Here is a 13,076-nt window from a genome sequence, read left to right on the forward strand (position 1 = left end):
GCTACTCGGCGGCCTTCGCCCGCCCGCCCCGCCGCTTCTCCGGGCGCCAGTCGCGGAGGTCAGCCTCCGACAACCCACGGACGGTGCGGCCCTTGTTCAGTGCCGTCTGGAACTCGCGGGCAGGGCTGTCTCCCCACTCCTCGTCGTACTCGTCGTACCACTGATGCACCCAGGGCATGACCTCCATCAGCCCGGCCAGCAAGGGCACGAACCGCGGATCCTCGAGCTGCCAGCCGTCGTCCTCGGCGCGGTCGTTGATGAGGTTGACGAGGGCCTCGGCCTGATCCTTGTGGTTCCAGCCAGCCCAGCCGAGCAGCAGTGACGGGTCACCGTCGGCAGAGGCACCGGGGTAGGAGATGAACCGCTCCTTCGGCACGTCAAGCTTGCCGCGGTTCGACCAGTAGGAGTGCCGGAGGAAGTCGGCACCGCTGTACTTCGGCGGGACCTTGATATTCAGACGCACGCCGTCGCGATCCTCCTCGCGCTGCCGCTCCCAGACCCGTTCCCACTGCGCGCGCTTGCGCAGGCCAGACTCCTTGTAGCGGAGGGCGGCAAGGTAGGGCACGTGTTCGTTCTCGATGACGGCTTGGAGCACGGTCGCGAGGGACGCCTCGGGTTTCTTGAGGTGGTCGGCCGCGTACAGGGCGGCGACGGACTGCACTTCGTCGTCGTGCCGCAGAGCGTCGGCGAGCTGGTAGACGGTAAGGGTACGGGGCGATGTGTAGTCACCCCGCTCCTCGAACCACAGCTCCTCACGCTCGGCTGCGTCCAACAGCCAGGCGCGCAGTGCGTCATCTTCCCGATCGTCCCAGTCCTCGACGGACCAACGCCGCTTGTACTCGGGGCGTTCGAGCAGCCGGATGTCCTTATGCGAGGCGATGAGGTCGAGCCTGGCCTGCACGACCTTCTTGTACACCTGGGGCCACTCCGCAGGGATATCAGCGACAGCATGCTTCTTGGACTTGTGCCGGTCGAACCAAACGGTGTCGATCTCGTCAGCATCGACCCTCCGCTTCAGCAGTATCTCAAAGGCCCGCTGTCCTAGGCAGAGTTGCGGGACTTCTCCTTCCGTTAGCTCGGTAGGCTCGCCAGGCAGGGTGGCGGCCGAGACTTCCTTGTCCGTGAGCAACCCGTAGGCTCCGTAAATGGTCCAGTCCAGTTCCTCCTGGAGAAGGATCATCCGTGAACGAATACGATCCTGAACCTTGCCGGCTTCATCCAGGACGGCGCGAGTGGGGGTGCCAGACGCGGTAATGGAAGACGGCTCATACTTGGCTAGATTCTGAGCAAGGGTGTCGAGCTCACGAGACAGCTCAAGAGGAAGAACCTCAGGAAGAGGGAACTCTTGAAGTTTTGTGCCGGTGAACTCGTAATGTGAGATCCAGGCTTCCGGCGCCCACCGATTGCCGCCACCGCTGGAATTGTCGGCACCGCCCTTGGCCTGGCTGACCTGCTTCAGCCAGAAGCAAGCGGCCGAAGAGTTGAGCACCCCCATCAGCTCTAGATGCCGGTCCTCACTCACCCCCGCCGGCAGCTTGATCACCGGTGCGGACTGCTTGAACACCTTCCCGCCTCGATCCAGCACGAAATGATTATTCGTTGCGACGAACGAGAATGTGATCGACCACGCGTGAGCGCCCACATCCTTGGGGAGTTGGTGCCACTCGTACCATGGACGCCCCTCAACGAAGTAAGTCTTCTTGCTGAACGTAGCGCGATTCCCCAGCTCAGTGCGAGTCGGCCACATCCATCGAAGTGCAGTTTCGAGTTGAGAGGTCGGCAGCAATTCGTGGGTCGCTGTGTACGGAAAGAAAACCGAATGGCCTTCCAACGTCCGCCAGTCACGCAGCTCGTCACCCAAAACCACACGCCGAACTTGCAGACCATTAAGTCCGCTGGCCGCGAAAGTACGCCAAGGAGCGATCATGGCATCGTCGGCACCTGGAATGCCGAATACACCGATGCGGAAGGCGGTATCTCCGAGTCGCCCCACGGCGCCGCGCTCGATCTTGGAAAATACTTCCCCAGCGCCTCCCCCGCTTAGCGACCACGGATGATTCGCGAAATACTCCCGCCCAGCATCCTCGACACTCACCCATTCCGACTCACTTCCAGGCTTCCTCACCTGCTCAGTGATCGCGATCCACACCGGCCCCAGTGTCTCCTCTTCAGGAATACTGGCCTCGCCTCGCACACCCAGGACAGCCCGAATGGGTTTAGCCTGCCGAGCTACCTGGTTTCGCCCCACCAGAATCACCGTCGGTGTACCGTGCCCCGGAATGTAAGCACCGGACGTATCAATCACATGTGTCAGATCCACGCCACCGAAGTCACGTTTCCGCTTGCTCTTCGGATCTTTGTAGGTCCCCCCATGAAAGAAGGACTCAATCAGAACCTTCCCGAACTCCCTCTTCATGAACGAGTTGGCAGTGATCTGCCCGGTGAAGCCGCCGTCCTGACGACTTCCGCTCGCCCGCAGCGCCAGCTCGAAAATCCTCTGCGCGAACGGCACCGACAACGCGTACTTGCCCGAGCAGGCCCAGTACACGTCCCGGTAATTCTGGTTCTCCTGCTTGTCCTTGACCGTGATGTACGGCGGGTTCGCCACCACCACGTGGTACGAACCCCGCCCCAGGAGGTCCACTTCCCTTACGTACTCCTTGACGTCCTCCGTCCGGTACGTGAAGACCTCCTCGCGCACTGCGTCGTCGAACGTCGGGTCGGCCTCCTGCCCCGCCTCCCGCCCATGCAGCAACGAGTCCCCCACCGCGATCCGGATGGGCATGGCCGGCGCGCGCCGCAGCTCCCGTACGCCGCCCTCCTTCAGCGCGGCGACCAGCAACCGGAACCGCGCGATCGAGGCGGCGTACGGGTTCTTGTCCACGCCGTGGACGGACTCCAGGGCACGCCGAATGTGGACCCACCGGTCCACACCGGGCTCCAGCGCACGCCACTTCTTGTAGATCCGGTCGAACAGGCCGAGCAGGAAGTGTCCGGAGCCGCACGCGGGGTCGATGCAGCGCAGGCCGCGCACCCGGCCGTCCTCGTCGATCTCCCCGCGCCAGCCCTCCGGCCGGTGCTTCCACACCGGATCCAAGCCGAACTCCTCTACCGCCGGTTCCAGCGTCAGGTCGAGGATGAACGACTCGACGAAGGTCGGCGTCTGGAGCAGCGCGTAGGTCTTGCGGGCGTGCTCGGAGAGGTCCTGGTAGAGGTCGCCGAGGAAGCGGGTGTTCAGCTCGGGGTCGGTGAAGACGTGGCGGATGCGGCCCTCCGCGTCCCGTTCGCGCCAGAACCCCAGGAGCCGGGTGGCGGCCACATAGGAGGGGGTGACCTCCCACAGCGGGTTGAAGCGCTTATCGAACAGGCCCGCAGCCGTGGGGTGGGCGTCGCGCAGCGCGCTGAACGCCTCCAGGAGCCAGTCGCGGTCGTTGCGCTCCGGATGTGCGCGGAAGTAGTCGTCGTGCCGGTCCTGCGCCTCGGACAGCCGCTCGCCGGGGCCCGACAGCCAGGCCTCCGGGATCAGCCCGTTGTCCTCGCTGAAGCGGACGAAGACACAGGCAAGGACCCAGGCAGCGGCAATCTGCACCAGACGGTCGTCGAGCCAGGTCTCGTACCCGACGCCCGTCCGGCCACCCTCGCCACTCGCCCGCTCGTACTCGGCGAGGAGGGACGGAGCGAACTCCTCGCTGGCCGCCCGCTGCCTAAGATCCTCCTCCAGCAGCACGACCTGCTTCTGCAGCTCCTTCAACAGCACGCCCTCGCGCGGCAGCGCACGCGCAGGCGCTTCCGCGGTACGGACTTCCTCAGACGACACCGGCGACCTCTCCATCCCGACCGATCCACCGTGTGGACTGTGGACACGGCATGTCAGCCCATCCTGCCAGGTTGACTTTGTAAATCGGCAGGGTCATGGGGTACACGAGGACTCGACGACGCCCGACAGCGGCGGCTACGCCTTCGGCACCCCTCCCATGCGCCCCAGCCCGAACGCGATCCGGTACACGTCGGGCAGGTCCAGCCGGCCGTCGCTGCGCCGCCTGGTCATCACGCCTAGTTCGATCAGCTCCTCGACCAGCCGGGGCAGGTCGTCCGGGTGGCGGGGGCCGGTACGGACCAGGGAGGGCCGGTCGGCCTGGGCGTACTGGGCCGCTTCCTCGGCCAGCGCCACCGGCAGGTCGTTCTCCTTCCACAGGTCGAGCACCGCCGACTCCTTGATGGGCACCTGACCGCCGGCGAGCGGCTTTATCGCCAGCTTCACCCACGGGGTGTCCTCGCCGACCTCGTCGACCCGCCGCTTCGAGGCGGCCTGTACCCCGGCGCGGATCGCCTCGTGGTGCAGGGCCCGGTCGTGGTCGTGGTGACCCGATCGGCTGGCCTCGGCGGCCGTCACCAGGGCCTGGAGGAAGCTGCGCGGGCTGATCTTCCCGTTGCCGTCCTTGAGGTGGTTCGGCAACCAGGTGTAGGGCTTCCCCTTGCGGTAGTTGCCGCCCATGAACGGATCGGCGATCTCCGTGAAGAGCTTCTCCTGGACCTCCGCGACGTTACGCAGCACCAGGGGCGGCTCGTGCCGCCCGACCGTCTCGTCGGTCGCCCAGCCGCCGGTGTCCGCACGGAACCGCCGTGCCAGTTCGGGCTCTTCGTCGTCCTCGTTGCCCAGGCAGTGGAAGAGCAGCCCGTACAGGTCGGTGTGGGTCCACTCCAGGCTCGACGCGTAACCGGAGGAAAGCTTCGAGGCGTCGGCGAAGGTGAGGGTCGCCGCCTGGAACATGTCGGGGCGGATGAACACCTTGAGCCGGATGTTGCGCGTGCCGAACCGCATCTGCAGGGCCAGCCGCAGAATGCCGACGACCAGCCGGTCCGCCTGGGCCCGGTCGGCGTGCAGGTGTTCCAGTGCGTCGAAAAGCATCAGGTGGACGATGTTCGCCCTGTGCGCCTCCCGGTCCGCCCGCTCCACCGTGCGCTGGGCCTCGTCCGTGTGGGTGCGCACCCACACCACCCTGTCCCGCCACTCGGGCAGTTCGCGCAGTTCCTCCTGCCCGAGCGCCGTCAGCAGGACCGCGTACCAGATGTCGTACGGGTCCTCCTTGGCCTCGACCAGGCCCCGCAGGGTCGGCGGCCCCGGATAGTGATCGTGGTCCAGGTTCATTCCGTGTCCGGGATGAACCCGCAGCCGACGCAGTCGGTTGATGCGGTACTCGACGGCGGCGACCTCCCGTAGTCGCTCGTCGAGCAGGGTCTGGTACCAGAACGTCTTGCCGACGCCCCGCCCGCCCGGCACCACCACGTTGTCGACGTACAGGGCGGTGCGGTGCGAGTCCGGCATGAACAGGGTGTGCGGGGTCGGCGTCCGGGTGTCGGCGTGGAGGGAGTCCTCCAGTGCCGCCGACAGCAGGTCGCGGTACTCGTGCGCGGTGAGGGGGGCCTCGTTCGTCACGTGTCTCGCGTCCCTTCCTCGTCCTGGCCGGCCACCAGTGCCGCCTCGATCAGCGTGGTGACTCCGTCGAGGAAGTCACGGTACGCGGCCTGCACGAAGGCGCGTTCCTGCCAGCCCGGTGCGTTGCTCGCGTCCATGCCGACCAGCCCCGGCTCGAACAGGATCGGGATGGCGAAGTGCGGTGCCTGTTCGTCGTCCCGCGCCGTGGCGACCCCGTCCTCGGAGGCGCCCTCGGCGGCTCCCACGTCGACCGGTGCGACCGTGTCGTACAGCACCTCAAAGCACTCGAACGCCCGCTCGCGGAAGGCTTCCAGGTAGGCATCCATCGGATAGTGCACCGAGTCCGGCACCATCGAGGCCACCATGCGCAGCTTCTCCCGGATGTGCGACGCCTGCCCCAGGGAGTGCCAGGCCGCGAACAGGTCGCCGTAGCCCATCCACGTCTGCTCGTTGTTCCCGCCGAACAGCAGGGCGAGGTCGCACAGCCTGGAGATGGTCACGGCGGCAACGTCGTGGATGCCGGCCCGGCTGTCCAGGAGGACCACGTCCGGGTGGCGGCCGGTGTCGCTGTCCCGCTCCACCGCTTCCTCGCAGGCGCACACGGCTTGCTCCAGCCGCTCCGCGAAGGAGGCGTCGACGGTGTTCGCGTAAACGCGGTTCAGCTTCTCGGCGTACGAGTAGGCCGTCTCTCCCCCGCCCCCTCCCCGGGCCGGTGCGACCCACAGCTCCCCGAACCGGCCGTCGTCCGCGCGGGGCGGGACGTAGGGGGTGCGGATCACCATCTCCAGGCCGTCGGCGCTGCCGACGGCGGCCTCCACGAGGTGGTCCACCAGTCCGTGCGGGGGGAGGTCCTGCCCCATGAGGAGCGGACCGGCGCCCGGGGACTCCAGGTCCAGGTCGACGACCAGGACGACATGCCCCGAGTCGGCCAGTCTACGGGCCAGCACAGCCATCGCCGTCGTACGGCCCACGCCGCCCTTGAACCCGTACAGCGCGGTGCGGTGGGCGCGGTTGCCGCTCGCTCCGTCGACGAGCGGGGACACCTTCGCCCAGTCCTCGCCAACCACAGTGTTGTCGAGGAAGCGCACGGAGCCCTTTCCGGACGGGCCGTTGGAATCCGCCACCGCGCGCGGGGACGCCAGCAGGGCGTCCGCCGAGAACATCTGCGAGGTCAGCAGCACCGGCCGCCCCGTCCGATACGGGCCCAGCCGGTCGGCGAGCAGCTTCTCCCAGCCCGGTACGAGCTTGAGTACGGCCTCCTTCTGCTTCTCCCGGTCGTCGACGACTAGGGAGAAGCGGCCGAGCACGTCCCGCACCAGCACGACGTGGAAACCCTGCCGGGCCACCTCGCGCGCGGTGTCGAACGCGCGTGTGCGGGCCTCGTCGAACCGGACGGGATCCACCGGCGCCGTCACGGCAGCTTCCCGTTGAGCAGGGCCTGTTCGTGCACGCAGAGTATGCGCCGCGCCGCGTCCCGGCGCCGCTCGACCATCTCGGCCTGGGCGTAAGTCCCGTCGGAGTACCGAGTGCTGACGTTCCACTTCCTGAACGCACGGAGGTCGCCGTCGAGTACCGAGTACAGGGGTGCCCCGCCCCGTCCGTGCGCCATCAGCCTGATCTCGCGGACCAGCTGGTTGACATGGCCGAACTGCAGGGAGTTCTCGGGGTCCGCCGCGTCCGCGATCTCCGGCTTGTTGGACGGCCCCATCGCGACGTCCGTGAACCGCAGCAGCAGGCTCTTCGCCGCGCACTCCGCCGCGAAGCCGTACAGATGGTCCGCTGACGGCAGGCGGCTGTCGGTGTGGAGGTAGTCCGCGTCGTGGAAGTGACGCGTCGCGGCCTTCGCGAACTGATCCTCTTGTAAGGTCTCCGGCACACAACGGATCTTAGCCGCAACTCCCCCTCTCCAGCCTCGAACCGGTAACGGGCGCTCATGAGTTGCTGCGCCGCCGACCAGGCACCGCCACACCTTCAGGAAAGGACCGTCCATGGCGGCTCGGACACCGGCCGGGCGGTGCCGCCGTACTGACCTACCGGCTCACGGTGGAACGCTCCGGGCAAGAGGACGAACGCTGGGCGGTCACGCTGCCCTGGGAGGACAGTTCCTTCGCGGACGTCCTCGCCTTGCCCGCCCCGGACACCGAACGGCTTCGACAGCTCGTGCATCTGGTGCATGCGCTACTGGAGGAGTGGTGGGACACGAAGGGCCACAACCGGCAGTCGGCGAAGATGGGACAGCGCCTTCCTTGAGGAACGTCCCTGCGAACCATAACTCAGTCCGGACAACGGGGCTCAACAGGCCCCCCTCCCGAGTGGTGCCCGCACCGCTCGGGAGGGGGGCCTGAGCCGGGACGGCGACCGTCACCCCCGCTGTGCCAGATGCTCCCGTTCCTGCGCCGCGCCTTCGGCCTTGAGGTCCTTCAGAAACAGCCCCATGAGCGGCTCCCATTCGCTCGCCCGGTCCACGATGTCCACCGTGCGGCCGTCCAGGGCCGGCGAAGCCTCCGGGTCCTCCATGGGAACCAGCAGCCACAGGCCGTGCGGGGCCCCACCCGAATGACGGGCGGCCTCCTGCAGCGCTACCAGCAGCTCGCTCCCGCCCGCCGACCAGTAGCGGGCGGCGAGAGCGGCTTCGTGGACGAAGAGCACGGTACGCGGACCCGACTGCTCGGCCAGCGCCACCGCACGCGCGAGGACCCGCTCACAGGCGGCCCGCGCATAGGAGGCGAGGCCCGCGCCGAGCGTGCCCGAGGCGGCAAACGCGGCGTCCGCGCGCAGCAGCGCCGCCCACTCGACACCCTGTTCCGCGGCCAGTTCCCGCAGAGCCGCGAGGAACAGCTCGTCCAACGAGACCCGCGCCACGTCCATGCGTTCCGCCAACCGCGCCGCCACACCCGGTAGTTCGGGTGCCTTGACGGTGAGCGCGAGGAAGCCGCCGCGTCGGCGGGCCGTCTGGAGCCGTGCCGTCAGGACCCGGCGCGGGTCCCTGCCCAGCGCCAGCTCGCTCTGCGCAGCGGCGATCAGGGTGCCGGTACTGGTCAGCATGGAGACCGACGGCTCGTACCGGCTGTCGGTCGATTCGTGCCCCCGGGGCATGAACCGTTTGCGCTGCCCGTCGTAGGCGAGCGGGAAATCGGTCTGAGCCAGTGCCTCCTCGAGCTCCACGTACGTGGTGTCGGCCAGTACGGCCAGGCCTGGAAAGCGCGCCCTGATGCGGGCCACCAGGTCGGCGGCGCCTATGCCGGTGTCGGCGCGCACCCCCGCGGGCGCCTGGGAGATGCGCAGCGCGCGGACCAGGTCCAGATCCAGCGGGAAGAGCTCCAGCCGGGGGGAGACGGCGACGCCGCCCGCCATGGCCGCCGCCAGGTCGACCAGCCGGGTGTCCGCCATGGACGCCATGCCCTCGGGCGCGGCCACCGCGCGCAGCTCCCGCAGCACCGTCGCCCGGCCCGGAAGCGGATCGCGGCCCGCCACCCCCACCGCCGTCTCGCCCAGGACAGCGGCATAGTCGGCGAGTTCGGCTGGCGTGGGGTCGTCGCTGCCCGGCTGGTCCTCCAGAGCCAGGACCACCCGCCCGCCGCGCCGCAGCACGGCCAGCCGTACCGGCGGTTCGCCGTCGGGGCCGGGGTCCTCGTCCCGCTTGCGGGACTCCGCCTCCGCCGCCGCCCGGACCACGGCCAGGGCCAGGGCCAGGGTGTCGGCGGGGTCGCCGTCTCCCGCACCGTGCCGGGCGCGCAGCTCGGCGGCGAGTTCCTCGGCGGTCGCGACCCTGCCCTGCTCGGACAGGATCGCCACCAGTTCGTCCCGGATACGGCGCAGCCACGGCAGTGCCGCCCACAGTTCGATCGCGGCCTGCTGGTGCTGAGAGACCGTGGGCTGGCTGATGCCGAGCGCCTTGGCGATGGCGGGCTGCGCGGGCCACGGCTCCAGCAGCGCACCGCCCTGCAGTTGAAGCGTGGTGAGGACGACGTCCGGGCGCGGCTTGGTACGGCGCTTGCCGTCCGGGGGCGAGAGTCGTGCCGCCAGTGTCTCCACCGGCTCCAGCACGTCCTCGGCGGCGTCCACCGGGACGGCCACGGGCGGGCGCGACGCGTGACGCCTGCGCAGGGCGTGCGTCCACTGGCGGTGCCGGCGGTTGAGTTCCTTGCGGATCACGTTGCCCGCACCACGAGCACGGGAGATCGTGTGCGGGGGGATGTCGAGCAGGGCGTCCACGGTCGACGCCCCCAGAGCGGCTGCGACGGACACGGCCCGGGGTGACAGGCCCGCCGCGTCCAGCGGGGTCTTCGGACCGGCGGCCGCGGCGGCCTGGTCCCGGGCGTCCTCGATGTCCTCCGTCGTCATGCCGACCGTGGCGGGAGTGGTGGCTGGCGGCGCCTTGTCCGCCGTACGGAACAGCCGGCGCCACGCCTCCTGCATCTCGCGCAGGCTGTCGAAGCGCTCCTCGACGTCACGGTGCAGGGCCCGCTGGAAGAACGCAGTCAGTCCCTCGCGCAGGGCTTGGTCGAACAGCTCGTCCGCGATGTGCAGTTCGGCGTCCGGCACGGTGAGCGGATTGCCTTGGCCGTCGCCCCACACCGGCCGCTCGCCCGTGGCCATCTCGTGCAGGGTCACCGCCGCCGCGTACCACTCGGCGTGGTCGTCGTAGCGCTCGCGTCGGCTGCCGCCCAGGAACGGGTCGAGGTAGCCGCGCGTGCCCGCGTGCAGGTCCTGGTCGGGCGCGTCGGCCAGCGAGAAGTCGAACAGCATGAGCTGCCAGGACCCGTCACTGCGCTTGAAGAGGCCCAGGTTGTCGGGCTTGATGTCGCGGTGCCGCACTCCGCGCGCGGAAAGGCCGTCCAGGGCTTCGAAGAGGTCGTTGCCGAAACGCTCCAACTGGTCGTAGCCGAGCGCTCCCTCGCCCCGCAGCCGCGAGCCGAGGCTGACGGGCTCTCGGTCGCCGGGCGGACGGAAACCGCCCGCGTACTCGATCTCCAGGACCATACGTCCGCCGAGCTGCCGCGGCTCGGCGAGCAGCTTCACGATGCGGCCCCCGCCGACCTCCTTCAGCGCAGTGGCCTCCGCCTGCAGTCGGGCGTCCTTCTCATGGTCCAGCGCGATCTTGAACACCCGCGGAGAGTCCGGCTCGCCGCCCGGCTCGCTCTCGGTGCGACGCACCAGCAGGGCTCGGGCCGTGGCACCCGTGCCGAGGACGCGGGTCACGGTCCAGGTGTCGTCCAGAGGCTGACCCGGCTGGACCGTCAGAGGGTCTTGGATCGTCACGCCCGAGGGCTCGGGCGTCGCCGCGTCCGCCTCGGCCGCGTCCAGCAGCCGCAGGAACTCGTCCGCCGACGCCATCCGGTCCTGCACGTCGGCCGCGGTCGCCTGGAAGACCAGAAGGTCCAGAGCCTCGGACACGCCGTCGGTGACGGCGTACGGGTGGAGGCCGCCCTCCTCTCGCAGCCGATCCAGCAGGGCGCTGCGCCGATCGGCGGGCGGGCGCCCAGTCAGCAGCATGTACGCGAGGCTGCCCAGACCGAACACGTCGAGGTCGACCGGGTCGGCGAACTCCTGGTCTGTCTCCGGGGCGAGGTACACCTGCGCGACGTCCGCGATCAGGTTGACGTCGAGTGGGGTGTCCCCGAGCGTGCGGTGCAGGGTGGTCTCGAAGTCCCGGGCGGCAGTCTGCCAATCCGCGATGCGCAGCACCGGGTCGCTGCCGTCCTCGTCCGCCGACACGTACACCGACCGGGCGGATAGGGCGCGGTGATAGAGGGAACGGTTGTGGGCGTAGCGCACGGCTTCGGCGAGCTGGCGCACCATGTCCAGCCGGATCTCGGGCGTGAGCCGCTCCCCGTACGCATCGAGGTAGGCGTCCAGCCGTAGGTCCGACGTCCGGTGCCGGAACAGGATCGCCGGGCCGCTCACGTGTTCGCGTATCTGGACCGCCTGCACGATGCCGCGATGGTTGATGCCCTGCAGCACCTGGTACTCGCGGCGGGCCGCCCGGTCCACCTGCTGTTTCTGCTGGGGCGAGGCCGCCTCACCGGCCAGGTAGATCCGCACCCGGCCGCTCTCCTGCACCAGGCCGTCGTCGCGCTTCGCCAGCCGGTCCTCCCAGCCGGGACCGGCATCCAGTGCCCGCGGCTGCAGCCGCCAGTCGTCACCGAACCGCAGATGAGCGATCGAGTGGCTAACACCGATGCGCTTCATCAGCTCTTCGAGCAGCGCGCTGGTCTGCGGGGTGACCCGCCAGCTCTCCCGCTCGGGCGGCAGTCCGAGCAGTTCGTCCCAGATGCCGGGGAGCCCGATCCCGCCCCCGTCCCGTCCGTACACCCCGGTCTGCTGGAACTCGTCGAGGCCGCTCACCAGGCCGGGGGCGTGCAGGAAGACCGCCGGCTTGATGAAGGGCACCCTTCTGGGGTCCTCCTTCATGCCGCGCGCCGCCCGCGTAAGTTGCTCCTTGAGCTCCTTGGCCTTGAGGTCGGTGAGGTGCAGCGGATTCTTTAGAGTGCGCACCCGGTCGTCGTGGAACTGCCAGGTGTCCCCGTGGTTCACCACGCGTCCGGGATGGCCCTTCAACTCCAGCAGGTAGACCCCGCCGGGCACGGCGATCAGCAGGTCGCATTCGTTGACGCGGCCGGAGGGGCCGGTGAACTGGAACGTCGCCCATGCCCGGTAGGGCTCGGCCTTGGGCATCAGCTGCCGGACGTGCTCCAGGCCTTCCTGCTCCCAGGCATAACTGGAGCGCCTCGGCTGGAACCACCGCTCACGGCTCGGAGGGGGACCAGGTTTCGGCACAGACCGCCCCGCCGGTGGCGTCACCGAGACCTCCTCGCATGATCAATGTCGGCACGGAGGGCGAAGCGATGTAAGCCCGCATTGTCGGCCCAGCGCAGACTGTCTCGAGCGTCGCCTTCCCTGCGCTCGGTCGTGCCCTACCCTGGCCTAGCCCTGGGATGGCATCCTAATCGGTCTGTTCTCCAGGCCAGGGTGGCTGGGGAACGGGCTCTCCTCATGTCCTGTCCAGTGAAGGTCAGAACCTGGCCACCGCTGTAGGCGCGAAAGCCATTACCGACGGTGGTCCATGGCAGGAGTTCAGCTGACTGCACCAGTCAGCGATCAAACCGTGGCACTCTTCGCAGGATGGATAAGCAGCCGCCGGAAGGTGCCCAGGATCACGCTTTTCAGATGTCCGACCGCCTGGACATCCCAGTCCTTCTCCGTGATGGACCGCAGCGTCGCCCCAGCAGGAAGCCATGGGAAGGGGTCGAACACGCCTGGCCAGGGGTGACCGGCATACCCGCGAACGGCTGGTACCTCGCAACGACGACCTGGCGGCAGATCCTCAAAGCGGCGACGGAGGTCGGCCGGGACATCGGCCCCTGGCTCGCGCTCACACCGAACCTGGCGATCAGCGAACTGGTGTCCCGCATCTCTCCTCTGCACGCGTACCTGTGTCTGAAGAAGGTCGAAACCGCGGTCTCCGGGGCTGCCGGACGCTGCCTTTTCGTCAACGCCATCCACCGGCACGGCACCGAACGCAGCGCGCGATCCGCCTTCGGCTACCACCTGGGCATGACCATGGCCCAGTGGGCGTGCGCAGGCATGATGGGGCTGGGGCAGACACAGCACATCGAGGCCGGTGGCCCCAACGATT

General features: G+C 68.7%; 7 protein-coding genes. 2 read left to right on the top strand and 5 right to left on the bottom strand.

Annotated features, from left to right (window positions below):
* Window position 1: 1 nt before the first annotated feature.
* The 4 genes from pglX to AB0O67_RS24830 all read right to left on the bottom strand — a co-directional run bounded on the left by pglX (window position 2) and on the right by AB0O67_RS24830 (window position 7,313).
* Entirely contained in the window at window positions 2-3,817 is a 3,816-nt protein-coding gene (pglX, locus tag AB0O67_RS24815; RefSeq protein ID WP_365453888.1) for a BREX-2 system adenine-specific DNA-methyltransferase PglX, read from the bottom strand.
* 135 nt (window positions 3,818-3,952) lie between these two features.
* Window positions 3,953-5,437, bottom strand: coding sequence for a hypothetical protein (locus AB0O67_RS24820; protein WP_365453891.1), 1,485 nt, complete (start codon window positions 5,435-5,437; stop codon window positions 3,953-3,955).
* Entirely contained in the window at window positions 5,434-6,852 is a 1,419-nt protein-coding gene (locus AB0O67_RS24825) for an AAA family ATPase (protein WP_365453894.1), read from the bottom strand. The genes AB0O67_RS24820 and AB0O67_RS24825 overlap by 4 nt, the downstream gene beginning before the upstream one ends.
* Entirely contained in the window at window positions 6,849-7,313 is a 465-nt protein-coding gene (locus AB0O67_RS24830; RefSeq protein ID WP_365453897.1) for a hypothetical protein, read from the bottom strand. Before AB0O67_RS24830 ends, AB0O67_RS24825 begins: the two co-directional genes overlap by 4 nt.
* A 167-nt stretch (window positions 7,314-7,480) precedes the next feature.
* Here AB0O67_RS24830 and AB0O67_RS24835 point away from each other — a divergent pair, with 167 nt between their 5' ends.
* Window positions 7,481-7,687 carry a hypothetical protein gene (locus tag AB0O67_RS24835; RefSeq protein WP_365453900.1) on the top strand — a complete coding sequence of 69 codons (207 nt, stop codon included), beginning with the start codon at window positions 7,481-7,483 and terminating at the stop codon, window positions 7,685-7,687.
* A gap of 111 nt (window positions 7,688-7,798) precedes the next feature.
* On the opposite strand, the gene pglW is transcribed toward AB0O67_RS24835, so the two are convergent.
* Window positions 7,799-12,217, bottom strand: coding sequence for a BREX system serine/threonine kinase PglW (gene pglW / locus AB0O67_RS24840; protein WP_365453903.1), 4,419 nt, complete (start codon window positions 12,215-12,217; stop codon window positions 7,799-7,801).
* A 345-nt stretch (window positions 12,218-12,562) separates the two neighbouring features.
* Here pglW and AB0O67_RS24845 point away from each other — a divergent pair.
* Window positions 12,563-13,076, top strand: a 514-nt coding sequence (locus AB0O67_RS24845; RefSeq protein WP_365453906.1) for a hypothetical protein, incomplete at its 3' end; no start/stop codon positions are given.

This window comes from Streptomyces sp. NPDC086077, from assembly GCF_040686175.1.
Taxonomy (GTDB): domain Bacteria; phylum Actinomycetota; class Actinomycetes; order Streptomycetales; family Streptomycetaceae; genus Streptomyces.